Below are 22,750 nucleotides of genomic sequence, written 5' to 3'. Positions count from 1 at the left end.
AAACGCTACCTAACCGCCTATCGCGGCTCGGACAGGACGAGTCCGGTCCAGGCCGCGGCGCGATGCGCCGAGACATTCATGACCTGCCCGGTCGCCAGGGCGACGATGTAGACGGTGCCTTCGGGGACCCCGCCGTTGTAGGTGCCGAACCAGGCGATCGGCCCGGCATGCGGCTTGTCACAGGTCTTGATGCTTTCGAACGCACCGGCCAAGAAATGGACGTCGGCGAGATTGCCGGAGGTCAGGTGCGCCAGGGTGCCGCCCGCGGCCTCAGCGGTGGCGGCCGCCTCGTCCTGTGACACGCATTCGGTGACCACGTAGAAGTAGCCGTTCGTGCTGGGGATGGTGGACATGTCGCTCCGATCGGAGGGCTATCGGGAGGGCGGTTCGAAGCCGTCGATGCCGAGTTTCTGGCCGATGGCCGCGATGGCGTCGACGACGGACAGACCACCGCATTGCGGCCAGCCGGCCCCGCGGGCGCCGCGCAGCTGGATCCATTCCGCCCGAATGCGGGCCTCGGTGTCGCGCGGCAGTGGCACCTGAGTGGGGCCCGGCGGGACCGAGAATCCGGGGATGCCGAGCTTGTGGCCGACCGAGGCGACGCCGTCGACGAGGGTGTGACCGGCCAGTTGCGGCCAGCCATTGCCGCCGATGCCCATGAAGTCGACCCACATGTCGGCGACCGGATCCGGCGCCACATCGCCGACACCGCACGCGTCGGCGAAGTCCTCGGGCGAGGACCCGTCGGCCGAGTTCATGTCGCAGTTGCCGAACGGTGGCGCGCCCTCGGGTAGACCACCTCCGTAGCCGCGACCGTCGGTGTACTGATGAGCGATCTGACCGGGCAGGTTCGGATTGCTGCCGTAGCCGGCCGCGATCACCCGCAGTCCGTCCGGGCGGACCCGCCACATGCCGTTGAAGTCGGCCCGGTTGGCGTAGCCAATCACCCGCAGGGTCGAGCCGAGCCAGTCGACCAGCCGCCAGTAGGCACGGTTGATCCCGTCGGACTGGTCGCCGCCGGGATTGCCGCCGGCTTCCACGTCGACCATGGAGATCATCTTCGGGTGCGGGCCACCCGCCTGGCCGATCATCGCCCGGTGCGTGTCGACGGTGTCGAGCCAGTTCGGCCGCCAGTAGAGGTAGACGATGAAGCAGGCGATCCGCCCGGCGTCGGCGGCCGCGGCGGCCCACGCGTAGTTCTGGTAGAAGTTGTGATCTTGGTAGGTGCCGTCGTTCGAACGGAGCGAGAAGATCTGGTACGGGTAGGAATCGTCCACCGGCACCTGGTATTCGGATACGTCCGCGAATAGTGAGTCGACCATTGCTGCCTCCGCTGAAGCTCTACCGGCTCCTTGGCTGGGTGCCGGATACCGCATGGCGCACACCGATTTTCAGGCTTCCGCCACCGTGCTGGACGAATAATGCGCTACCTGTGCTGTCGTCGCAATATGCGTCCGGTCCGCTATCACGTTCTATTGATGATTCAAGTACTAACCGGCACTTCGTATTCGATCATTGGCGACCCACCTCACCTGGGAGGGTGACGGGATCAGTACAGCTGCTGGGTGGGTCGACATATGAGCAGGCAAGTGGGGGGCGAGTGGGGAGGTAGGTGGCGGGGACCCCACCTCCTTCGATGATGGCGCGGTAGGCGTCGACGGCGGCGGTGGGCGTGCGCACGAGGTCGGGGTCGGTGCGGACGTCGACCGTATAGAGGCCGAAACGCGGCGTGTACGAACCCCACTCATAGTTGTCCGTGAGGCTCCAGTAGCCGTAGCCGATCACGTTCATGCCGTCCATGCGGGCACGTTGCAACCAGTAGACGAGATCGCGCAGATAGTCGGCGCGGTCGTAGCCGTCGGGGCGCAACTGGCCGTTCTCGGTGGCCATGCCGTTCTCCACGACATAGAGCGGTTTGTCCGGGTACAGCCGGGCGTAGTGGCGCAGTGCGTAGTAGACGCCCTCCGCCTGCAACGGAAGTTCCCACAGCTGTCGCGGGCCGGGATCTGGCTCGTTGGGATCGTCTGCGCCGAAGTAATAGTCGACGCCGAGGTAGTCGAGCTTGGCCGAGATCCGGTCGACCATCGGCTGATTGACCTCGGTCTCGTGACCGGACACGTACCCGATGTTGCTGGTGACCATCGCATCCGGCTGCAGCTGATGGATGTAGTCGTAGCTCGTGTTGTGCACGGCCGCGATCCGTTCCTCGATGGTCGTGGCATCGACTCCGGTGAACCGCTCTTCGTACACGATGTAGGCGACCGGCTCATTGACGGTGACCCACAATGGATTCCGCGCCGCGTACCGATCGACCACCCTACGCATATTGGCCAGCCAGTCGTCGACCATCCCCGGATCGTTCCACCCACCCTGATCGGCCTTCCACCCCGGATAAACCCAGTGATCCAAGGTGATCATCGGCCGCATCCCCGCCGCAACGATCGCGTCGATCACCGAATCGTAGAAACAGAAGCTGTTCTCGTCCCACTCCCCTGGTGTCGGCTGCACCCTGGCCCACTCGACACTGATCCGGAATACCTTCAGCCCCAACGCCCCCGCCAGCGGAATATCGGAGGTGTATCGGTGGTAGAAGTCCACCGAGTCCCCATACGGCTCGAAGTTCTCCCGCTCTATGTACCGCAACCAGCTACTGTCCGGCGCGTGCCCTTCGGACTGGAATCCTGACGTAGCCACACCCCAAAGGAACTCGGGACCCAACGGATCCACCGTAGCGGGCGGCGCGGCGGCAGGCGTGCTGGAAACCTCGGGTGATACACCCTCACTCGTCACATCCTGTGAATACCACTGGGCACGTGACCGAAACCAGACGGGGTCGGCCGTGCCGCACCCGGCGGATGCATGAGTCGAATCGAAACGGAAGAAGCCGCCGCCTCCAGCATGACGCCCACTCACGAACCATCGTGGGGAGCCGATTTCCACCGGGCTGGTTACGCGGAACTTGTTCGGCGCGCTCGGTTTTCGTGTGCCAAGCGGCGCAGTAGCGGGAGGACGGGGCCGAAGAGGGCGCTGAAGACTGCCACTCGTTCGGCTACCGTCACGCTGTCGCCAGGGCTGTTCAGGTGGGTGTCGTCTAGTTCGGCGACCGATTCGGCGAGGCGGGCGTACGGGAGGAGTTCGTCGACGGCGAATTCCATGTCGAGGCGGCGTAGTACGCGCATTCGTTCGTCGAGAGCCTGACGATGGGGGGACAGTTCCGAGATGTCCCATCCCATGCGTTCGATCACCTCGGCTGCCCATACGCTGCCGTCGTTCTCAGCCGGCCGAGGATCCGTCCGAGGAAGATCGGTGGGTAGTGCGTAGTCCACTACGCCACGCACTTGCGCGGGATTGCGCGGTCCCTCCAGTGCCGCAAGGACATCGCGAACCGCGGCGACGGATAGTCCACCGAAACGGATCAGTGCCCGGATCAGTTTGAGTCTGCGCAGGTGGTCCTCGTCGTATTCCGCGGTGGTCGCGCCCAGTGCCCGTCCGGGTGGCAGCAGGCCTTCCCGCCGGTAGAACTTGATGCTCGCGATCGGCACATCCGACCGCTCACTGAGCTCCGACAGCTTCAATCCGCGCCCTCGCCTTCATCGACTGCGTGCCGAATCACAGGGGCTTCGGATGGACACGCGTTGGATACTGGCACTATCCTACATTAGATAGTTTCAGTATCCAATGGGACCGGGAGTCGAGTAATGACAGCAGCACCAACAGGGGGCGCAAATCGCGTCACCGCAGGTCAGGTCCTGCGTTCCCGCAAGTTGTGGATACCGGCGGGCGTCATCCTCGCCCTGTTCTCGTTCCTGATGTCGCTCGCTTACATGGGCGCGATTGTCAATCCGCGCGAGGCGATGCACGACATGCCGATCGGACTGGTCGACATGGACAAGGGCGCGCCAACCGCGAATCTGGGCCAGCAGATCACCGCGGGCGTCACCGCCGCATCCACCGATGGCAAGGTGTCGTGGAAGCAGCTCACCGAGGAGCAAGCCCGCGACCAGATGGGCACCGGAAAGCTCTACGCGGCGCTGGTCATCCCGGAGAACTTCACGGCTTCGGTTCTGGCACTGGGCAATCCGGCCGCCGAGGGCGGGCAGCGTCCGGCCATGACCGTGCTGACCAACCCGGCCGCAGGCAGCCTCGCCTCCTCGATGTCGGCCGGCATTGCCCAACAAGCCGCGCACACCGCCTCCGCCCAGTTGGGCAGCCAACTGACGAAACAAGCCGCCCAGCAGCAAGTCCCGATGAACACGGCCCAGCAACTACTCCTTGCCGATCCCATCTCGATCAAGACCGATACCGGATTCGCCCTGGGCGCGAACAGCGGAATGGGCATGACCGCCTTCTTCTACGTGCTGCTGCTCATCATGTGCGGTTTCATCGGCGCGAATGTCATACACGGCCTGGTCGAGTCCGGATTAGGTTTCGCACCAAGCGATTTCGGTCCCTGGCACAGCCATCGCCCCAAGGCTCCCATCGACCGTCGCCACACCTTGTTCACCGCGTGGGGACTGATCGCGGGGCTCGCGATACCGATGGCCTCCCTTGTGATGCTCGCCTGCGTGACCGTCCTCGGCATGGACGCGGGCCACCTGCCGATGCTGTGGATCTTCTCCTACTGCGCCATCGTCGCCGTCGGCCTGAGCTGCCTGTCGATCCTGGCCACCTTCGGCACGCCGGGCATGTTCGTGTCGACCTTCGTCTTCATCGCCCTGGCCGTTCCGTCCTCGGGCGGCACCATCCCGCTGGAAACGGTGCCCACGTTCTACCACCGCATCAGCTCGTTCGAGCCCATGCGTCAACTCGTCGACGGCATCCGCTCGATCCTCTACTTCGACGCCCGCGGCGACGCCGGCCTCGATCGAGCGTGGATCATGGTCGGCATCGGCTTCGTTCTCGCCATTGCCCTCGGCTACATCGCGACCACCGTCTACGACCGCAGGGGCCTGCACCGTCACCCCGAGAGCGCGACGGCCCCCCGGTAACTACCACGGGCCGACGAAGAATTCGAGCACGGACAACGTGATCGCGCCGAGGAGCGCGACGATCGCCGCGACGGCAAGAGTGCGACGCAGGGCGCGGCCGGTATCGCGCCCTGCTGATCGCGCCGCGACGAAACCGCCTGCGGCGCCGAGGATCCCGACGACAAGGACACCTCCGAACAGCAGATAGAACAGGCTGCCCAATGCGGCGGAGCCGGCGCCGCCGAAGCCACGGGCGTACTCGCCCAGCGGTACCGGGAACCGGTAGACGATCGCGACGATCGCCGCTGCGAGCGGTGCCAGCACGACGGCGGCGACTGCTCCCAGGCACGCCGCCTTCAAGGCACCCATGCTGTCGCCGGTTGATGAGGTATCAGCCATACCTGGAGCTTATGGAGCCGGCCGGTCCCCCATACCGAATAACTCCGTATGTCGGTCCACCCGCAAGATTTGATCGATAGTCGGCAATCCGGCGTATGGCTCCCGCCGCGTCGGACACGTGTACTGGAACACGACTGATCTCGAGCCACTCCGGCGAACAGGCACGACCTACCTCGGGAGTACTGGCGAATTGACTAGCGATCACAGTGACGTAGGTCAGGGGCACCCGCGCAACGCATGGGTGGCCGACGTGCTGGCGAGTTACGAGAACGACCACCTGCCCGCCCACGAATACCTTCGGGACAACGGTGAGTGGATGGCCATCAGCAGGCACGAGCTGCTGCGGCACGTGCAATCGGCGGCAGCAGGCTGGCGGGCAGTCGGCCTGACGACCGGCGACCGGGTCGCAGTCGAGGCGGCCGATCCACATGTTTTCGTCCCCGCCTTCCTCGGCGCACTGTGGGCCGGAGTGGTCCCCATCCCATTGCCTCCGCCGCCTGCCGAAGCACGTCGCGCCGCATGGAACGACCATGTGGCGGCGATGACACAGATCGCCCGGCCCCGCGCGATCGCGCTGCGCGGTGGCGTCGAACCACCCTCGGGCAGTGGGCAATTGGTCGACCTGGACGACGTGGTCGCCGCGCCACCGGACGAGTCGGCCCCGCACCGGCCCGAGCCGGACGAGGCTGCGTATCTGCAGTTCAGCAGCGGCAGCACCGGAACACCCCGCGCGGTCCCGGCGCGGGTGTCGGCGGTGCTCGCCAACGGGCTTGCCATCATGCGTGACGGGCTGCGCAGCGATCCGGCCATCGACCGAGGATTGTCCTGGCTGCCGCTGCAGCACGACATGGGACTTGTCGGATTCGTGTTGTCCCCCTTGCTGGTCGGCGTCCCCGTGTCGTTCATGCCGACCCGCGCGTTCGTGCGAGATCCCGGACTGTGGTTGCGGTCCATGTCGGAACGCCGGGCGACGATCAGCTTCGCGCCGAACTTCGCGTTCGCCCTCAGCGCCCGCCGGATCTCGCCCGATGAGATCGCCGCCCTGGATCTGGGCCACGTCCGTGTCCTCGGTTGCGGTGCGGAGCCCATCAATCACGCTGTGCTGCAACGGTTTCTCGATACCTTCGGGCCGGCAGGTCTCGACCCCGACGCCGTGTCGCCCTGCTATGGGCTGGCCGAAGCGACTCTCGCGGTCACTATCTCTGCCCCGGACCGCCGTTACCGGGTGGATCACGTCGACTCCGCCGCGTTGTCGGCGGGGCAGGCCACTCCCGTCGACGATGCCCTGGAAACCTCTGGCGCAGTGGACATCCTCGTCGGTTGCGGACCGCCGCTACCCGGCCACGAGGTCGTCATCCGCGATACCACCGGCGAGCGCACCGTCGGTGAAGTCTGGGTCCGCGGCCCCTCCGTCGCACGGACTTATGTGGGGACGCCAGCCGAGACACAGACGACCTTTCAGCCGGACGGCTGGCTGCGCACCGGCGACCTCGGCTACCTGGCCGAGGGCGAGCTGTTCGTCACGGGCCGCGTCAAGGATCTGCTGATTCTCAACGGCTACAACGTCGATCCGCAGCGGGTGGAGTGGCTCGCCGAGACCGTTCCCGGCGTGCGCGCGGGCGGCGTCGTCGCTTGTACCCGTCCCGGTACGCAGTCCGAAGAGTTGGTGGTGGTCGCCGAATGCCGCACTCCGGACGACCCCGGCCTGGCTCCTGCGTTGCGGGAAGCGGTTGCCGCACTGGGTATTCCGATTCACCACGTGGTCACCGTCCAGCCCGGCGCGGTGCCGAGAACGACCTCCGGCAAGCCGCGGCGGCAGGAGACCCGCCGCCGATACCTGGAAGGTGCGCTGCATGTCCAGCAAGGCTGAGGTAGCCGTCAGTTACGACCTCGATCCGGAGTTCTTCCGGCTGTGGCTCGACAGCCGGATGAACTACACCTGCGCCGTTTTCGACGACACCGACGATCTCGACACTGCCCAGCTCGCCAAACTCGATGTGCTGCACGACTTCGCGCGCATCACCCCCGAGAGCCGGGTCCTCGACATCGGCTGCGGCTGGGGCAACAACCTGGCGTACCTCACCCAGGAACGTAACGTCGCACGGGCACACGGCATCACCCTCTCCGAGGCCCAATACGATGACATCGTACGCCGCGATCTGCCGGGAGTCACCGTCTCCTGCCTCGACTTTCGTGACTTCGCACCGTCTGAGACCTTCGATGCGGTGCAGTCGATTTGCATGATCGAACACGTCTGCACCCCCGAGGAGGCCCGCGCCGGTCATGCCGTCGCGCGCTACCGCGACTACTTCTACAAGGCGTGGACGTGGACCAGCCCCGGCGCCTACTTCGCGCTACAGACCGGGCTGCGCGACCGCCTGCCCCGCCGCCCCGAGGAGGCGCGGGAGCTCAGCTGGCTCAGCAAGACGATCTTCCCGGGCGGCATGACGCCCCGTGCCGAGGACCTGATCATGGCCGTCGGCCCGTATTGGGAGGTCATGCAGCTGCGCACCAGGCGCAAGGACTACGAACTCACCACCACCCACTGGCGAACCCGGCTGCGCGCCAACGAATCCGAGATCCGCGACCGCTGGGGCAACGAGCTCTTCGAAACCTACGACCGTTACCTGACCTGCTGCATCAACTCCTTCGCCCGTCGGCACATGAGCCTGTCCCAGTGGTGTCTGCGCCGGGTCGACGATCCCGAGTGAACAACCGGTCATTCGCAGAAGAGAGGAATCCCCGATGACACCGGACGACCTGCTGGCCCTGCTCGGCCGTGGTCTGCGTCAAGTGACGTCCACCGCACACCCCACGCTCACGCTGGAATCCGACCTGTACTCGGCCGGGGTCGACTCGCTGCAACTATTGGAGCTCGTCACTTGGACCGAGAAGGAGCTGGACATCCGCCTGCCCGACGAAAAGCTCTATGCCGTAACCGATGTCAGCGGGCTGTGCGACCTCATCTCCGCCGAGCTCGGGAACCGCACCTCATGAACCGCGCCTTGCGCGAATCCTTCCACCGCGCTTACATGACCTTCTTCGAGCAGGCCGAGCGCACCCGCCGGTGGAATCCGTTCACCGACATCGACTGGGATTCGCTCGACACCGCGCAGACAGACCCGCAACTCGCCACCAACGCCGAAACCTTTTGCGGCGTAGAGATGTTCCTGCCCGACTACCTCAACACGCACCTGGAACTGTTCGGCCGCAACTACGCCCAGGCGTGGTTCGCCGCCAACTGGGGGTACGAGGAATCCAAACACTCGCTCGTCCTGCGCGAGTACCTGCGTCGCAGTGGGCAGCGCACCGAAGATCAACTCCACGACTATGCCGACAGTGTGCTGGCGAAACGGTGGGAGCGCCCATACGAGAATCCCCGAGAGATGCTGATCTACGGCATGGTCCAGGAGCTCACCACCTTCGTGGTCTACCGTTCTCAACGCACTGTGGCGATGGACGCCGGGCACGCGGTGCTCGCCGACATCTACCGGCTGATCGGCCGAGATGAGATGGCGCACACCAAGTTCTACCAGCACATGGTCGCGCTGCATCTCGACGACGACCGCGCCGGAACCCTGGCCGATCTGGCCCATGTGCTGCGGACGTTCCGGATGCCCGCGGAACAGCTGCTGCCCGATGCCGAATCGCGCCACGTCCTCATGCGCTCGACCGGCCTCAATGCCCAGGTCTACCTGCGCGACATCGTTGCTCCCACACTCGCGGCCCTGCATCTCACTCGCCACGATCTGCCCAGGCCCAGGCAATCACCGCCCGCTCCGCTCATCAGCGCGCCCTCGCCCTCCGGCGGCGATGCGACGCACCCGGAGTGATGGTGCCCGAAGCACCGGCCACCAGCTTCCTCAGCGAGCCACTCTTCGCCCCACATGCCCGATACGTACTCGAGACCGACGACCTGATGTTCCTAACCGTCGAACGCGCAAAGGCACTGCACGCCAAGGGAATCGTCGGCAGTGAAGCCTGGTGCGGCGGGAGCCGAGCAGATCAGTTCCCCGACCTGGTGCGCACACTCGGCTGGGTCAGCGCCTTCGACATCGGCCTGGCCTCGACGATCGGCAATCAGCAGTTGGCAGGCAATGCGCTTCTCGCGCATGGCAATCCGGCCCAGGTGGTCGCGTACCGCGACGAGATCGACCGCATGGACCGGGTATACGCCTTCGCGGCGACCGAGATCGGCCGAGGGACAAACCTCATCGCCATCGGAACGCAGGTCCACTACCGGCACGAGGACCGCTCACTACACATCACGACACCGACCGACGACGCCGCGAAATACTGGATCGGCAACAGCCTGTTCTCCGCCACGCACGCAATGGTGCTCGCCCGCCTACTCATCGACGGTGCCGACGAGGGCCACCACTGGTTCCGAGTCCCGCTGCGCCCGACCGAAGGTGCACTGCCGTTCCCCAGCGTACGTATCCGCCGCGCCGACCCCAAGGGCGGCATCGCGGGAAACCAGACGGGCATGATCCATTTCGACCAGTACCGAATGCCGTTGGATGCCTTACTCAGTGGCTGGGCGCATATCGATCAATCCGGCAGCTACGTATGCGAAATACCAAGGCGTCAACGGTATTTGCGTTGCCTCGGGACATTCTCCCAGGAACGCATCTTTCCCGTGACAGGAGCGGCCGGAGTCTTGCGCCGCTGCGCGGCGATCACCCTGCGCTACAGCACACACCGGGAAACATCCGGAAAGACGCTGCTGACCTTCCCACATTACCGAGAACGCCTCATGCCCATCGTCGCCGAGGCCCTCGCCCTCCACCACCTCACCGAACACCTCATCGAAGAATGGACAACCCACTACCCCACTGAGCCGATCGCCCTCTACGGACGGACGCTCTCCGGACTGACCTCCGGCGCGAAAGCCCACGCCTCATGGGCCGCCAACACCTCCCTGGTCGCACTCCGCGAACTCTGCGGCGGCCACGGCTTCCACAGCCACAACGAGATAGTCACCGCCCGAGTAGACGGCGAAATCAACACCACCTTCGGCGGCGACAACAACGTCCTCTGCTACGAAAGCGTCCGCACGGCCGCAAGAAACCCCACATCAGACATTTCCCCCGTACCCACCATCACCGAGGACGGCCTGACCGCACCGACCCACGGCATCAACCTCCTGGAAGCGTTGGCGCACCGCCTCTTACAACGCTGGCGAGATTCCCAACGCCCCGCCCTCTGCCGCCCCCACGTCCACGCAACCTGCACCGCCCGCCTCCTCCGCCGCTGGACAACCCACTCCCAGAGCCCCCTCGACGACACCCTCCGCCACCTCCACACCGTCACCTCCCTCCTAACCCTCACCGACCACCTGGTCGCCGAAGACCTCCTCGACGGCCCCGGAATCCGGGCCCTACTAACGCAACGGGCCCTCCTCAGCGACCAATGCGCCACACGACAAACCGAAATCCTCGCCCTCCTCGACGTACCCCCACCCCTGCTCGACGTACCCATCGCCCACCCCGACTACATCCACCGCACCGTCACCTCCGCCCGCGACACCCATCGAATGCGCGCAACCTGACATAAACGGGGGCGGAATTCAGTGATTTCGACCTTGCTGGAGCGACAAACAGAGCGGTAGTGTCTGTCCGGCAGCAGCCTGCGGGGACGAACGGCAGCGGCCATTCGACGGAACGTTCCATCGCAGTCGAGACCGAAGATGGGGGAAACGTGGCCACTGGCTTGATCGGAATCGGCCTGTTCACAATGAAACTCGATGAAGGTCGCCTTCCGGTGACTGTCGAGGTGCATCGAAATATCCACGACCGTCTGGATCCACCGGATCTCTCCGAAGCGGCAATGACCGGCTACTACGTAGCGCTGTGGCAGCATGACGCGCCCGCCATCATATCGGGCAAATGGACCGAATTGACCGTATCGCCTTCACGCCGTGCAGAACTTATCACTCTCCTCGACACAGCGTCGCTGGCCGAATTCGAGCTGGTAGAGCAATCACTACGACAGAGCGATGAATTCGTCGGCCGAGGGCCGGTGACCGACTCCGGTGCACCGTCCGTCACGGTGTTTGCGAGCATCTCTCGCATCAGCAGCATCGAGATCGACCCACAGTGGGCAACCACGGCCAGCCCGTCCTACCTCGCGGCCGACATCCTCGACTGCGCGAATCAGATCCGGCAACAGCGTCCTCGGTTCCACGAAGACGGGTCATGGGCCGACCGCACCGACGACGAACTCGAACATGAACTCGCCGAATACAAGAGCTACCTGATGAGGAACTCGTAATGGTCAATTTCTCAGCCGATCTCAACCAGCTGGTGAAGGCTGCCCGAGCCTGGGATCACGCATCGGATGCTCTCACCGTCGCTGCGACCGAGGCACAAAGTATCCATTTCAGTCACCAGGACGTCGCATGGGGGCTGTTCCAAGATACCTGGAACGCACAGATGGCCGCCGCGCGGTATATGTACGACAGACTGGTCGAGGGCAGAGATGAAACCGATTCCATCGCCAGGGTGCTGGACCATGTCGCCAAGGTTTATCAGGAGCAGGATCAGAACTTCGCAAACGTCTTGATCAAGTTGGAAGAGGACTAGCGTGGGCGCCACGAAATCTCTGGACGATATAAATTCCATACTAGATAAGTTCTCGAACCAGATCGCGGAGATCAGAGATCAGCCCGCCAAGGTGGATGATGCATTCCGAAAGGCGGCGATTGCTGCCGCCGAGGCCGAGGCGGCGACCTTCTTCGGATTGGCCGGTGCGGTAGCCGGTGCCATCTACGGCGCGATGAACGAGGACGACTTCACCGGTTATATGCAAGATCATAAAGAAGCAATCAAGAAGAAGATCCAGGAACTCTTGGACAAACTGCAAGGCGCGGTCGACAGCTTGAAGGCGCCCATCGCCTTTCTGCAGACGAGCGAGGCATGGACGACCCTGAAGGGCAAGATCGGTGCAGCGCAGAACAACGAGGTGAACAACGGCAACGTCACCGGCTACTGGGCCGGAGCGGCGGCGCTCAAGTACACAGCTGCGCGGACGCTCCAGGACACCGCGATGGACTCAGCGAAGTCGACGTGCGACAAAATGGCCGATGCACTGACCAAGATATCGGACACCGCTTGGGACTTCTATTCCAAGATCGTCACAGATGTCGCGGACCTGCTCATAAAGCTTGGAAAAGCTTTCACCAAGATCGCCACCTTTGTCGCCGCCCCATTCGGAATATCCGATGCGATCGACATTCTCGGGACGGTAATAAGCAACGCCGTCGAGTATACGGGAAAGCTTGCAGATGCCCTCCTTCTGCAAAGGCAGAGCATCGGCAAGATAAAGGAGTCCACAGAAAGCCAGAAGGGCTTTCATAACGACCATTGGCCACGCAGCGCTTCTGATGACTTCAACGCCAACTCTCCCAACTCTGAATGGCAGGCGACATGAACCGGCGTAAGCTGCTGGCGATTTCGGCGCTGACGATGCTCCTTTCTGGTTGCGGCCCGTTGTCGAATAGTCATCCTGAACGGCACGCGATACCGACGAGCAACCACACTGTCCAGGAGTTGTGCGACTCTACAAAACAGTTCTTCGCCGCCCGAGCTGGTACCGACAACCTGAAGCTCAGCGCGGGCATCAGCGGAAAAGCGCTCACCGACAAAATTGAGAGCGGTAACGGGTGCTTCTACGAGAAGAACGATGGGTCTGCCTGGCCATCTTCCCTCGGATACGTGACGCTGTTCGGCGCTATCGACACCGGCAAGACCCTGTCCCAACCGACGTCTACGACCGAGAACTACCTGACCAAGGTCCTGACTGTGGACAGCGTGACGGTCAAGGCGGCGACCGAGCCACTGCCCAAGGGAGGTGATTCCGCCACCACACTGCTCGATGTCGACCTCACCACCAGTATCGACGGCTGGGATGGCGCACTCCACTTCAGAGCGACCGAAGACCAAACGACCCGTGATGACCGAACGATACGAGCGGGCGGGCAAGCATTGGTGGATATGGTCCGCGCGTTGAAGGCGTAAGCCACCCCGAGGTTCCGGTGCCAATGAAAGTGGGGCATAGCATGTGGTTCCGGCGTGGGTAGGCTCGGAATTGCTTCTGCCCCTTGGTGATAGGGGTTGCATTTCGCGCGCGGTGACGCGGTGCCGAGCCAGAGGAAGATCATGGGGATCAAGAAGATCGCGGTGGTGGCGACGTTCACCCTCGCGGCCACCGGAATCGCGGGGACCGTCGCGCATGCCGAGCCGACGGCGCCGAGTGCAGTGCCGAGCGCGGTGCAGGGGGCGGAGCACGATGTCGCCTTCGAGGTGTCGAAGTCGGCCGATGGAAAGAGCTTGGCCGCCACGCTGTTCGGCGGCACGTTCACGATGACCGAGGATGCCGTGCAGGTCACGGATCGGACGGGTGCGGTGGTGGCCAGCCTGCCGCTGACCATCGAACTCGATCAAGGCACGGTCGAGCTGCGTCCGCGAATCGACGCGGCCGGTACCCGGCTCACCGCCGAACCGATCGGCTACTGGCGGCAAACCTCGCCCAGACAGCGCAGTATCGAGGCCGGGATGGCGATCGGCGCGTTCACCGGCGCACTCACCGGCGCCGTGATCGGCCTCGCCATCGGGATCGCGGGCGCAGGGGTGCTCGCGCTGCTCACCTTCCCGGCCGGCTTCCTCGCCGGGGCACTGGTCGGTGGCGCCATCGGCGCGGGTCTCGGTGCGGCCGTGCCGAATTCGGATGTACCCGATCGCTGGGACTACGTGGACCCGAAACCCATGCCGACGCCCATTCCCCCGGATTCGCCGCCCAGGCACGATCCGTGGAACGACTGCTCGAGCATCAACCACTCCATCAACTGCCACTGAGCGGCACACCTACTGGACAGCGCTGTTCGGGCCGAGCCCGCCCCGGCTGACCGCCTCGTCGCCCCATCCGCAACGATCAGATGACCATGTGTCGACTATTCGGGATGACAGCGGCCCCGCGGCGGGTGAAGGCGACCTTCTGGCTGCTCGACGCGGTCGACAGCCTCGAACGGCAGAGCGAGAAGAATCCGGACGGCACCGGGCTGGGCACCTTCCGCCGCGACGGGTCACCGCTGGTGGAGAAGCAGTCACTGGCCGCGTTCGAGGACCGCCGGTTCGCTGTGGAGGCCAAGCACCGCGAATCGACGACCTTCCTCGCGCACGTGCGGCACGCCTCCACCGGCGCGCGGACCGTGCCCAACACCCACCCGTTCACTCAGGACGGGCGCATCTTCGCGCACAACGGTGTCATCGAGGACCTGCCGCGACTCGGCGAGCAACTCGGCTCCTATCGAGATCTGGTCATCGGCGACACAGACTCCGAGCGATTGTTCGCGTTGATCACCAAGCACATCGATGCCCACGGCGGCGATGTCACAACAGGGCTCACCAGCGCAGTGCAGTGGGTCGCCGACCAACTGCCGATCTTCGCGATCAATCTGATCCTGACCACCGCCGATGAGCTATGGGCCTTGCGCTACCCCGCAACACATGACCTGTATGTGCTCGAACGCGCCGCAGGCCAACAGCTCGAGCACGTGGGATCCGGCGGCACGGTCCGAGTGCGATCCGGCGATCTCACCGACGCCCCAACCGTGATCGTCGCCAGCGAACCGATGGACGACGACCCCAACTGGCACAACCTCGCACCGGGCGAACTACTGCACGTCGACATCGGTCTGCGCGCCGAGCGCACCGTGATCTTGCCCCAACCGCCGACCCATCCCCTGGCCCTGTCCGACCTCGACGCAGGCGCCGCGGCCTCGCAACTCAGTCGCTAGGTGATGCGCCTTCTTCGGCGTCCTCACCGAGGTCGAGACCCTCGGCCTCGACCTCCTCGAAATGCGCTTCGAAGTACCGCGTCGCTCGCTGTGAACGGTTCAGGCCTCCTGCTCGACGACGTCGACGTAGCGTGTCCCCAGAACCGGTCGAGCTGGGCACGCAGCGCGCCCATCCCGTCCGGGTTCAACTGGTAGATCCGGCGTGTTCCGACGGCCCGATCCAGCACCAGCCCCGCGTCTTTGAGCACCTTCAAATGCTGTGACACCGCGGGCCTGCTGATCGGCAGCGCGCTCGCGAGTTGTCAACCATCGCCGTCGGACGCGGAAATACGGAGAAACCGGAAAAGGCGCTGGTGGTACGGGAGGATGGGAGCGCGGTGCGCTGATCGCCGCGGTGCTTTCTGATTGTGGTCCGCGATCTACTTCCGCTACTCAGGAGGAGAAAGATCCATGGTGACTATTCGGAACTATCGACGCTCCGCTCTCATGCTGACCACCTGCGGCGCGCTGGGGTTGGCCGTAATGTCAACTGCCGCACCGGTTCTCGCGGCCAACGCGATCGACGTCAGCGGTATCGGCCCGACCACCGTGCTGGTCGACTACAGCTGTGAGGCCTCGGCCGGCGTGGTCGGCATCAAGGCGATGGTGGGCGATCCCAACGCGGATAGTCCGTCGGCCACCGGCACGCAGAGCGCCGTCAACTGCGACGGATCCAATCAATCCGCCGAGGTCGTGCTGGATGCGCCGCTGTTGGCGGATCAGATGGTGCAGGTTCGGGTCGCGCTCGTCGACGCGTTCGACACCGTCGTTTCCGGGCAGGCCAAGGTGGCAAAGCTGGGGTGACACCGCGGTCAGTGCGGCTCGTCGACGAACACCCGCCGCATCTCCGCTAGCCGGGCCGGGTGTCGCCGATACAGGTAAACGAGCACGGCAACCCCGATCAGATACCAGATTCCGATGACCAGTCCCGCCTGACTCGACGGGTAGGTCAGCGGCGTGACGAACTTCAGCACCGCGCCGCCGATCCCCATCGCGGTGAGCCAGGCCGGGACGAACGCAACGATGCCGAACACCGGAATCACCAGGTGCAGTAGCCAATTGAACTCACCACGCTGCCGTCGCAGGTAGTACGTGATGCACGACAGGTCGAACACCATGTAGACGGCGATCATGACACCGGCCAGGATCGTGGCGAGGAAGACAAAGGCCGTGGTCGGGCCGAAATGAAGGCCGATCGGCAGGCCGATGGCGAGCGTCACCAGCAACTGGACGAGCACGCCGATGTGCGGCGAATTCCACCGCGGATGGGTGCGAGACAGCGCGGCGGGCAGCAGACCGATCCGGGACATGGCGTACCAGGTGCGGGTCGTCGCGAGCGTGCCCGCGTTTCCGTTGGCGAACGTCGAATTCAGGATGGCGAACAACGCCACCACCCAGCCGATCCCCCACACGTCGCGGGCGAGCGTTATCCACGGGCTCCCGTTGCCGAGCTCACCGAAGGTCGCATACCGGTCCGGCCCGAAGAACACGTCGCCCGCGTAGGTGGTGAAGACATAGAACACACCGATGGCACCGCAGGACGCCACGACTGCGATCGGAATAGTGCGGCGTGGGTTGCGGGCTTCCTCGGCGAGCGGCGCCGAGGCCTCGAAGCCGATGAACGCGAGAACGGTGTAGATCGACGCCGCGGCCACACCGGAAAACCCTTGGTAGCCCTCGACTGTCGCGAAATGCAGGGTGAAAACGGCCGCGGTGTTTCCCGTGCCCGCCTTGACCACCAGCCAGCCCGCCAGCACGAGAAATACGAGGATCTCGAACAGGCCCAAGACGGTCCCCACCTGCGCGCTGACCCGTACGCCGCGATAGTTCAGCAGCGCGATCAGGACAGCCGCCGCGATCATGACCACGACCCAGGTGGCGGTGAACGGCCAGTCGAACTCGCTGTGCATCACCGAGCCGACCAGATAGCCGACGAGGACCGTTGTGGTCGGACCGATCAGCGCCTCGACGAGCGCGTAACCCCAGCCGACCAAGAATCCGATCACCGGGTGCAGCGCCTCGGCGGGATAGGTGTAGATGCTGCCCGCCGACGGCAGGTGCTTGGCGAGCTGCCCGATCGAGCTCGCGACCAGCAGGCACGCGACCAACGCGAGTAGGACCGCGAGCGGCAATGCGCCACCCGCGTAGGTCGCGCCGACCGCGATCGACAGCGCGACCGCGCCCGCGGGCGCCATGGAGGTGACGGACTGAAACAGCACCTCGCGCAGGCCGATAGCACCGCGCGCCAGGCCCGGGGTCCCGGCGGAATCAGCGGGTGTCATAGCTACCCCCTATCGTCTCCCGTCTACGATGATGCAGGTTCCGGTCCGCCCCGCGCGCTCGAATCGTGGTTTTCCGCGTCTATGCCGACACGAGAGGACCATGCTGAGATATGCCTGCCGATGAATCCCGTTCACTGGCCACAAGTTTCGCCTCCTACAGCGCGACGCTGCACGGAACGGTCGGGCTCGGCTATGCCCCGGTCGGCGGCGAGCGAGCCTTCGCGCTCGGCGATCGGACCGGTGGCGTCGCCTGGTCGACCAGCAAGGTGCCGCTCGCGATCGCCGCGTTGCGGGCGGTTCCGGTAGCCGCGAAACCCTTTGTGACACCGACCATCACTCGCTCCGACAACGCCGCGGCCGAGCGGCTGTGGTCCATGCTCGGCCCGCCGGACGTCGCCGCAGCAGCAGTGCAGGCGGTGCTCGAGGAGGGCGGTGACACCGGCACCCGGGTGCAATCGCGGCGGGTCCGGCCGGAGTACACGGCCTTCGGTCAGACCGAATGGAGTACCACTCGACAAGCCCTGTTCACCGCGCACCTGCCGTGCATCGAGGCAGGCGCCGAGGTCCTCGCGCTGATGCGAACGCTCGATCCCGAGCAGCGATGGGGATTGGCGCGGTTGCCCGGTGCGGCCGCCAAGGGCGGCTGGGGTCCCGACGAGCAGGGGGCACACCTGGTCCGGCAACTGGGCGTGCTTCCCAACGGATCGGGCTGGACCGCCGTGGTATTGGGCGCCCGACCGAGCTCGGGCACGTTCGCCGACGGAATTGCCTTGCTGGACCAGCTCACCCAGTGGGTCGACAGCCATCTTCGACAACTACCCGCCGGACGTTGCCAACGATAGCCGTTCGGTAATGCGACAATTGCATCATGGGCTACCGACTGAGCTGTCCAGGCATCCTCTTGTGCGCAGTGAGTGTTGTTGTCGGACTGTCGCTTCCGGCTCATGCGGAGCCACCGCCGGAACCGCCCAGCGCCTTTGTCGATGTCGCCGCGGCCACGTTATGGACCTCGCCGCAGAGTCCCCGGCCGGTCGATCAGCCCGCCCTCACCAATCCGGTCGACATCTCCCGCTGGATAGCGGGTATGACGTTGGCAGAGCAAGAAGCCCTCACTTCCGACAACCTCACCCAAACCCAGGCACTGTACGGCGATCGCGTCTATGTCCTGCAGCAGCAAGGTGATTGGACCGAGGTGGTGGTACCCGGGCAACCCACACCAAAGAATGCGCTCGGCTATCCCGGCTGGATACCCAGCGTTCAGCTGACCACCAGCCCGGAGTTCGCCGCGCTGCAGGCAACCGCCCCCTTCGCCCTCGCCGATCACGAGTCGACCACCTGGCTGTACCGCGACCCCGGGCTCACGCAGCGAGACATCGAAATCAGCGTCAACACCCGGCTTCCGGTGCTCGACCGCACCGATGCCGGGATCCTGGTCGCCACCCCGCGCAGCGGTCCGAAATGGCTCGACGCCCGCACCGCCGATGTCTATCAGAAACCCACGGACATCCCGTATCCCGGCGCCACCGATCTGGTGCGGTTCGCGACGCTGTTCCTGGATCGCCCCTACCTGTGGGGCGGACGCGCCGGCTTCGGCGTCGATTGCTCCGGCTTCACCTCGACCATCTATCAGGTGCACGGGATCACCCTGCCGCGAGACGCCGGACCGCAAGCCACCGACGGGAACGGCCGCCCGGTCGACAAGAACGATCTGCAACCGGGTGACCTGCTGTTCTATGCGCACGACACCAAGGACCCCGGCTCGATCTATCACGTCGCGATGTCCATCGGCGGCGATCGGATGATCGAGGCCTACGATTCCGCCACGCCGGTACGCGTCACGCCGGTCCGGTTGGGGCCGGATTATTGGGGCGCAGAACGATATTTGCGCGCTTAGGCCGCTGGGTTTCGGATCTATGCTGGAGATATGGCTGGCGCACCGCCGTTCCGAGATCCCACCGAGACGTCGTTCGCGTGGGGGTTTGCCGCAGTGACCAGGAAGGGTTGGTCGGCCGACGAGTCGTTGATGACATGGACGGACCACCAGTTCGATCCGGCTCAACTGATCACCGTGCACCACACCCTGGATTTCACCGGTAGCGACGCCACCGACTACCGAGACGTCGTTCGCGCGGTGTACGAATTCCACGCCTCGCCCGATCACGGTGGTCGCGGCTGGGGCGATATCGGCTACCACCTGATAATCGATCCGAACGGGGTCGTGTACGCCGGGCGCGATACCGGCGACTCCGCGCCCATCTTCCGGCCCGGCGCGGTGCTGCGGCCCGGGGTGGACGTCGTTGAGGCCGGTCATGTCTACAACGCCAATCCGGGCAATATCGGGATCTGCCTGATCGGGAATTTCGATGTCACACAACCGACTACGGCCGCCGTCGTCGCATTGCGTGATGTGCTGGGCACGCTGTGCACAGGCCTGGGGCTGAATCCACTGACCCAGGTCCACTACGTCAATCCGAGCACGGGTCTCGCCGTCGACATGCCCGCCATCTCGGGCCACCGGGACTGGTCCGACATCGCCGGGCTCACCGAATGCCCGGGCGAGCACCTCTACAACTGTCTCCCGCTGCTGCGGGCAGCGGCGTTGCAGCCCTTCGGCTGTTAGCTCTGTGCCGGGGTCGATCTGGGCGTGAGGTTCATCCAGATGTCGTCGGCCGCCCAGAGCACGAAGCGTTCGACGGGGACCACCGGGTGGTCGGCGGCGAGTTCGAACCGGAATCGCTGCAGCAGGACCGCGAGGATGAGTTCGGCTTCGACCATTGCGAGGGAGGCGCCTTCGCAGCTGCGCGGGCCGACTCCGAAGGGGATGTAGGCCAGTCTCGGACGTTCGGCGGCTTCGTGCGCGGCGAACCGTTCCGGACGGAAAACCTTTGGCTGCGGCCAATATTCGGGGTTCAGGTGCACGGCCCAGATCGGATAGAAAATCGTAGTGCCGGTCGGGACCGTGTATTCGCCGATGCGGAGTTCGTCGGTAGCTTCGCGGGCACCGTAAGGGCCTGGCGGATAAAGCCGCATCGATTCCTTGAGGGCCATAGACAGATATGGCAGGGCTTTCAGGTCTGCGTAGTCGGGTGCGGGGCGGTCGCCGAGCACGCCGGCGAGTTCTTCGGTGACGCGTTCGGCTACCTCGGGGTGCTGCGCGAGTAGGTACAGCGTCCAGGAGACGGCGACGCCGGTGGTGTGGTGCGCGGCCATCATCGTCATCAGCACGGTGTCCCGGATTCGCGCCGGCGACTGACCGGCGACGGCCATGGCGGCGATCAGATCACTGTGGTCGGTGGGCTGCGGACCAGCCTCGTGCGCCGCAAGCACGTCATCCACGACCGCTCGCAGATACGTCAGTGCCTGCTGCGCGCGGACGGTCCGCTCCTCCTCGGTGCCCGGCAGGTCGACCTGATACAACCGAGCCAGCTGCTCGGTCAGCACATCTTCGAACGCCGACACGATTCGATCGGCTTGTTCCGGCGCGGCCGCCCCACGACCGAGCGCATACTCGCAAATCATGCGCAGCGACAGCGCACTCAGGTCCTGCTGCAAGGCAATTGGGCCGTGCGCCGCCGCATCGGCCCACCGATCCGCCAGTCCGCGCGCCAACGTCACGAACTGCCCGAAATGTGCCTCGTGCGAACGGCGTCCGGCCAGGACCGACAGCAACGCCCGCCGCCACGGGGTATGTTCCGCGGCGGGAATCGTCTGGAGATTGCCCGACTCCTGTAGTGGCGCAAGGAATTCGAACAGCTTGTCCGGCCGCTCGTCGATCTTCGCGGTGGCCTCGAGCAGCACCGGGTCCGCGACCGACACCGCGGTCTCCGCGCCGGGCAGCGGGAATCGAACGACGGGGCCGTACTCGGCGTGCAGGTGCAACTGATAGTTGTGCAGCCCGCCCGCGGCCACGATCTCGGCGAGGCCGTCTCCCCCGCCACGAGGTCCGGGGATCCTCGCGAAACTACCGTCTGCTTCTGGTGTCATAACAACCTCCAGGGCCATGCTCCCCATCGTCGGGACGTCTCGCAACGTGTCGAGATAAGGACGGCGTAACAGCTACGCGGAGTTCTTCGCGACACCCATCTGTGCGATCAATGCCGAACGCAGATACCACAATCCGTTCGCTCTGGCCGGATCGAAGCCGGTGAGCTCGCCGATCCGCCGCAACCGGTAGTCGACCGTATTCGGGTGCACGCCAAGGTGTTCGGCCGAGCGGAGCCTGCTCAGATCGGTGTCGATGTATATCTGCAGAGTCTCGAGCAGTTCCGGGTGCGCGTCCAGCGGCGTGAGATGGTTGCCGAGGACCTCGCGCGCGACCCCGGGGCGGCTGAGTTGGTGTACCAGTGCGAGTTCGGCGAATCGGTGCACGCCGGGCGCCAGGCCCATTCGTTGCGCGGTGTCGAGGAGTTCGTGGGCCTGCCGGGCCGCACTCGGCACCTCGTCGGGGCGTGCCGTGACCAGGGTGGCGGTGATCGGCACGCGCGCCGCGTCCGCCATGGCCTGCACGAATCCGTCGAGCTCGGCATCGGTCAGCGCCGTAGTCGGCACGAGGACGGTTCCGCCGTCGACGGACAGCAGGGACAGCGCTTCGCCGTCGAGTTGCGTTGCGAGCGCGGATTGCAGGCGGCGGAGCTTGCGGCGGGCGACGACCCGCCGATCGAGTCCCGGACGGCCTTCGTCGGGATGCTCGGGGACGGCGAGGGCGAGCACGAAATACTCTGCGGCGAACAGCAATTCCCGGGTGGCGGGTTGACCGCCGAGCAATGCGGAGGTCAAGTTGTGTGTCGCGGTCTGGTGCTCGGCCGCGTCGGCCTTGTATTCGCGGACGTAGGCCTTGCTCACCGCGGCGGTGACCAGCTTGGACAGGTCGACCACCCGGCCGATGCCCCGCACGACGCCGAGCGTGTCCACGGGCTTCGGCCGAGCCATCAGGTCGAGCCCGACCTTGAAGCCCTCGTTGACGGCGTGCAACACCGTATCGATGGGGATTCCGGCACCGGCACAGCCTGCCGCCGCTGCCTCGAGTCTTGCGGGCGCGGCATCGACCGGGTCGCCGTTCAAGCGATGGATCAACCACTCGAGGCAGATGCGGACCACGATCCGCACCTCCCCGTGCAACCCACCACCGAACAGCGGCTCGGCCGCCGCGACGTGGTCGATCGCGGTGCGGGTCAGTGCGTCGATCTCGCGCGCCGACAACGAAATCTGTTGCCCGAGCACACCGAGCTCGGGTCGGTCGAGACTTTCGATCGTCACCGGTCGCCTCC

Annotated in this window: 24 protein-coding genes and 1 pseudogene; 16 read left to right on the top strand and 9 right to left on the bottom strand. The window is 65.1% G+C overall.

Going from position 1 to position 22,750, the window contains the following annotated elements; translation table 11 throughout:
* Positions 1-17: 17 nt before the first annotated feature.
* From ABZ942_RS29010 to ABZ942_RS28995, 4 genes are all read right to left on the bottom strand, one after another.
* Entirely contained in the window at positions 18-353 is a 336-nt protein-coding gene (locus ABZ942_RS29010; protein WP_357387400.1) for a hypothetical protein, read from the bottom strand.
* Positions 354-371: 18 nt separating this feature from the next.
* Positions 372-1,322, bottom strand: coding sequence for a hypothetical protein (locus tag ABZ942_RS29005; protein ID WP_357387398.1), 951 nt, complete (start codon positions 1,320-1,322; stop codon positions 372-374).
* Positions 1,323-1,512: 190 nt separating this feature from the next.
* The gene (locus ABZ942_RS29000; protein ID WP_357387395.1) at positions 1,513-2,790 is read right to left on the bottom strand and encodes a family 1 glycosylhydrolase; all 1,278 of its coding nucleotides are present in this window, start codon (positions 2,788-2,790) and stop codon (positions 1,513-1,515) included.
* A gap of 158 nt (positions 2,791-2,948) precedes the next feature.
* Entirely contained in the window at positions 2,949-3,575 is a 627-nt protein-coding gene (locus tag ABZ942_RS28995; RefSeq protein ID WP_357387393.1) for a MerR family transcriptional regulator, read from the bottom strand.
* A 123-nt stretch (positions 3,576-3,698) separates the two neighbouring features.
* Here ABZ942_RS28995 and ABZ942_RS28990 point away from each other — a divergent pair, with 123 nt between their 5' ends.
* On the top strand, positions 3,699-4,988 hold the full coding sequence (locus tag ABZ942_RS28990) for a DUF3533 domain-containing protein (protein ID WP_357387391.1): 1,290 nt from the start codon (positions 3,699-3,701) through the stop codon (positions 4,986-4,988).
* Here ABZ942_RS28990 and ABZ942_RS28985 read toward each other — a convergent pair whose 3' ends face one another.
* Positions 4,989-5,366, bottom strand: a complete 378-nt coding sequence (locus tag ABZ942_RS28985; protein ID WP_357387389.1) for a hypothetical protein — start codon at positions 5,364-5,366, stop codon at positions 4,989-4,991.
* Positions 5,367-5,556: 190 nt separating this feature from the next.
* On the opposite strand from ABZ942_RS28985, the gene ABZ942_RS28980 reads away from it, so the two are divergent.
* The 11 genes from ABZ942_RS28980 to ABZ942_RS28930 all read left to right on the top strand — a co-directional run bounded on the left by ABZ942_RS28980 (position 5,557) and on the right by ABZ942_RS28930 (position 15,162).
* The gene (locus ABZ942_RS28980) at positions 5,557-7,236 is read left to right on the top strand and encodes an AMP-binding protein (RefSeq protein ID WP_357387387.1); all 1,680 of its coding nucleotides are present in this window, start codon (positions 5,557-5,559) and stop codon (positions 7,234-7,236) included.
* Positions 7,220-8,077 carry a class I SAM-dependent methyltransferase gene (locus ABZ942_RS28975; RefSeq protein ID WP_357387385.1) on the top strand — a complete coding sequence of 286 codons (858 nt, stop codon included), beginning with the start codon at positions 7,220-7,222 and terminating at the stop codon, positions 8,075-8,077. Before ABZ942_RS28980 ends, ABZ942_RS28975 begins: the two co-directional genes overlap by 17 nt.
* A 34-nt stretch (positions 8,078-8,111) precedes the next feature.
* A complete protein-coding gene (locus ABZ942_RS28970; protein ID WP_357387383.1) occupies positions 8,112-8,363 on the top strand; it encodes an acyl carrier protein in 252 nt (83 codons plus the stop codon).
* Positions 8,360-9,199, top strand: a complete 840-nt coding sequence (locus tag ABZ942_RS28965) for an acyl-ACP desaturase (RefSeq protein WP_357387381.1) — start codon at positions 8,360-8,362, stop codon at positions 9,197-9,199. Before ABZ942_RS28970 ends, ABZ942_RS28965 begins: the two co-directional genes overlap by 4 nt.
* Before the next feature lie 2 nt (positions 9,200-9,201).
* Positions 9,202-10,917, top strand: coding sequence for an acyl-CoA dehydrogenase family protein (locus ABZ942_RS28960; protein WP_357387379.1), 1,716 nt, complete (start codon positions 9,202-9,204; stop codon positions 10,915-10,917).
* A gap of 59 nt (positions 10,918-10,976) precedes the next feature.
* Complete coding sequence (locus ABZ942_RS28955) at positions 10,977-11,639, top strand: hypothetical protein (protein WP_357387377.1); 663 nt, start codon at positions 10,977-10,979, stop codon at positions 11,637-11,639.
* Positions 11,639-11,950, top strand: a complete 312-nt coding sequence (locus tag ABZ942_RS28950; protein ID WP_357387375.1) for a hypothetical protein — start codon at positions 11,639-11,641, stop codon at positions 11,948-11,950. Before ABZ942_RS28955 ends, ABZ942_RS28950 begins: the two co-directional genes overlap by 1 nt.
* A 1-nt stretch (position 11,951) precedes the next feature.
* Positions 11,952-12,797 carry a hypothetical protein gene (locus tag ABZ942_RS28945; protein ID WP_357387373.1) on the top strand — a complete coding sequence of 282 codons (846 nt, stop codon included), beginning with the start codon at positions 11,952-11,954 and terminating at the stop codon, positions 12,795-12,797.
* Positions 12,794-13,384 (top strand): hypothetical protein, encoded by a 591-nt coding sequence (locus ABZ942_RS28940; RefSeq protein ID WP_357387371.1) that lies wholly within the window; start codon positions 12,794-12,796, stop codon positions 13,382-13,384. Before ABZ942_RS28945 ends, ABZ942_RS28940 begins: the two co-directional genes overlap by 4 nt.
* A gap of 141 nt (positions 13,385-13,525) precedes the next feature.
* The gene (locus tag ABZ942_RS28935; protein ID WP_357387369.1) at positions 13,526-14,221 is read left to right on the top strand and encodes a hypothetical protein; all 696 of its coding nucleotides are present in this window, start codon (positions 13,526-13,528) and stop codon (positions 14,219-14,221) included.
* Between the two features lie 86 nt (positions 14,222-14,307).
* A complete protein-coding gene (locus tag ABZ942_RS28930; RefSeq protein WP_357387366.1) occupies positions 14,308-15,162 on the top strand; it encodes a class II glutamine amidotransferase in 855 nt (284 codons plus the stop codon).
* Between the two features lie 23 nt (positions 15,163-15,185).
* On the opposite strand, the pseudogene ABZ942_RS28925 reads toward ABZ942_RS28930, so the two are convergent.
* Positions 15,186-15,464: pseudogene (locus ABZ942_RS28925) on the bottom strand (helix-turn-helix domain-containing protein); the annotation flags it as partial.
* A gap of 148 nt (positions 15,465-15,612) precedes the next feature.
* Between ABZ942_RS28925 and ABZ942_RS28920 the strand changes: the two are divergent.
* Complete coding sequence (locus ABZ942_RS28920; protein WP_357387364.1) at positions 15,613-16,005, top strand: hypothetical protein; 393 nt, start codon at positions 15,613-15,615, stop codon at positions 16,003-16,005.
* Positions 16,006-16,013: 8 nt separating this feature from the next.
* Here the strand turns inward: ABZ942_RS28920 and ABZ942_RS28915 are convergent, their stop codons facing one another.
* Entirely contained in the window at positions 16,014-17,483 is a 1,470-nt protein-coding gene (locus tag ABZ942_RS28915; RefSeq protein WP_357387362.1) for an APC family permease, read from the bottom strand.
* Positions 17,484-17,593: 110 nt separating this feature from the next.
* Between ABZ942_RS28915 and ABZ942_RS28910 the strand changes: the two genes are divergently transcribed.
* The 3 genes from ABZ942_RS28910 (at position 17,594) to ABZ942_RS28900 (ending at position 20,103) form a co-directional block, all read left to right on the top strand.
* Entirely contained in the window at positions 17,594-18,325 is a 732-nt protein-coding gene (locus ABZ942_RS28910; protein ID WP_357387360.1) for a hypothetical protein, read from the top strand.
* A gap of 68 nt (positions 18,326-18,393) precedes the next feature.
* A complete protein-coding gene (locus ABZ942_RS28905) occupies positions 18,394-19,377 on the top strand; it encodes an NlpC/P60 family protein (protein WP_357387358.1) in 984 nt (327 codons plus the stop codon).
* A 30-nt stretch (positions 19,378-19,407) separates the two neighbouring features.
* Positions 19,408-20,103 carry a peptidoglycan recognition family protein gene (locus tag ABZ942_RS28900; RefSeq protein WP_357387356.1) on the top strand — a complete coding sequence of 232 codons (696 nt, stop codon included), beginning with the start codon at positions 19,408-19,410 and terminating at the stop codon, positions 20,101-20,103.
* On the opposite strand, the gene ABZ942_RS28895 is transcribed toward ABZ942_RS28900, so the two are convergent.
* Both ABZ942_RS28895 and ABZ942_RS28890 read right to left on the bottom strand, forming a co-directional pair.
* On the bottom strand, positions 20,100-21,467 hold the full coding sequence (locus ABZ942_RS28895; RefSeq protein ID WP_357387354.1) for a cytochrome P450: 1,368 nt from the start codon (positions 21,465-21,467) through the stop codon (positions 20,100-20,102). The genes ABZ942_RS28900 and ABZ942_RS28895 overlap by 4 nt on opposite strands.
* 72 nt (positions 21,468-21,539) lie before the next feature.
* Complete coding sequence (locus ABZ942_RS28890) at positions 21,540-22,739, bottom strand: helix-turn-helix domain-containing protein (RefSeq protein ID WP_357387352.1); 1,200 nt, start codon at positions 22,737-22,739, stop codon at positions 21,540-21,542.
* Positions 22,740-22,750 lie beyond the last annotated feature (11 nt).

Source organism: Nocardia sp. NPDC046473, from assembly GCF_040645995.1.
GTDB lineage: Bacteria > Actinomycetota > Actinomycetes > Mycobacteriales > Mycobacteriaceae > Nocardia.
Note: the sequence above shows the minus strand (reverse complement) of the source record. Positions and strands in the feature narration are given on the sequence as shown.

Bases quoted from the DNA above. Each gene is read 5' to 3' on its own strand.
- ABZ942_RS29010 (WP_357387400.1), bottom strand. From the start codon at position 353: ATGTCCACCATCCCCAGCACGAACGGCTACTTCTACGTGGTCACCGAA.
- ABZ942_RS29005 (WP_357387398.1), bottom strand. From the start codon at position 1,322: ATGGTCGACTCACTATTCGCGGACGTATCCGAATACCAGGTGCCGGTG.
- ABZ942_RS28990 (WP_357387391.1), top strand. From the start codon at position 3,699: ATGACAGCAGCACCAACAGGGGGCGCAAATCGCGTCACCGCAGGTCAG.
- ABZ942_RS28985 (WP_357387389.1), bottom strand. From the start codon at position 5,366: ATGGCTGATACCTCATCAACCGGCGACAGCATGGGTGCCTTGAAGGCG.
- ABZ942_RS28975 (WP_357387385.1), top strand. From the start codon at position 7,220: ATGTCCAGCAAGGCTGAGGTAGCCGTCAGTTACGACCTCGATCCGGAG.
- ABZ942_RS28970 (WP_357387383.1), top strand. From the start codon at position 8,112: ATGACACCGGACGACCTGCTGGCCCTGCTCGGCCGTGGTCTGCGTCAA.
- ABZ942_RS28965 (WP_357387381.1), top strand. From the start codon at position 8,360: ATGAACCGCGCCTTGCGCGAATCCTTCCACCGCGCTTACATGACCTTC.
- ABZ942_RS28950 (WP_357387375.1), top strand. From the start codon at position 11,639: ATGGTCAATTTCTCAGCCGATCTCAACCAGCTGGTGAAGGCTGCCCGA.
- ABZ942_RS28940 (WP_357387371.1), top strand. From the start codon at position 12,794: ATGAACCGGCGTAAGCTGCTGGCGATTTCGGCGCTGACGATGCTCCTT.
- ABZ942_RS28935 (WP_357387369.1), top strand. From the start codon at position 13,526: ATGGGGATCAAGAAGATCGCGGTGGTGGCGACGTTCACCCTCGCGGCC.
- ABZ942_RS28930 (WP_357387366.1), top strand. From the start codon at position 14,308: ATGTGTCGACTATTCGGGATGACAGCGGCCCCGCGGCGGGTGAAGGCG.
- ABZ942_RS28920 (WP_357387364.1), top strand. From the start codon at position 15,613: ATGGTGACTATTCGGAACTATCGACGCTCCGCTCTCATGCTGACCACC.
- ABZ942_RS28915 (WP_357387362.1), bottom strand. From the start codon at position 17,483: ATGACACCCGCTGATTCCGCCGGGACCCCGGGCCTGGCGCGCGGTGCT.
- ABZ942_RS28910 (WP_357387360.1), top strand. From the start codon at position 17,594: ATGCCTGCCGATGAATCCCGTTCACTGGCCACAAGTTTCGCCTCCTAC.
- ABZ942_RS28900 (WP_357387356.1), top strand. From the start codon at position 19,408: ATGGCTGGCGCACCGCCGTTCCGAGATCCCACCGAGACGTCGTTCGCG.
- ABZ942_RS28895 (WP_357387354.1), bottom strand. From the start codon at position 21,467: ATGACACCAGAAGCAGACGGTAGTTTCGCGAGGATCCCCGGACCTCGT.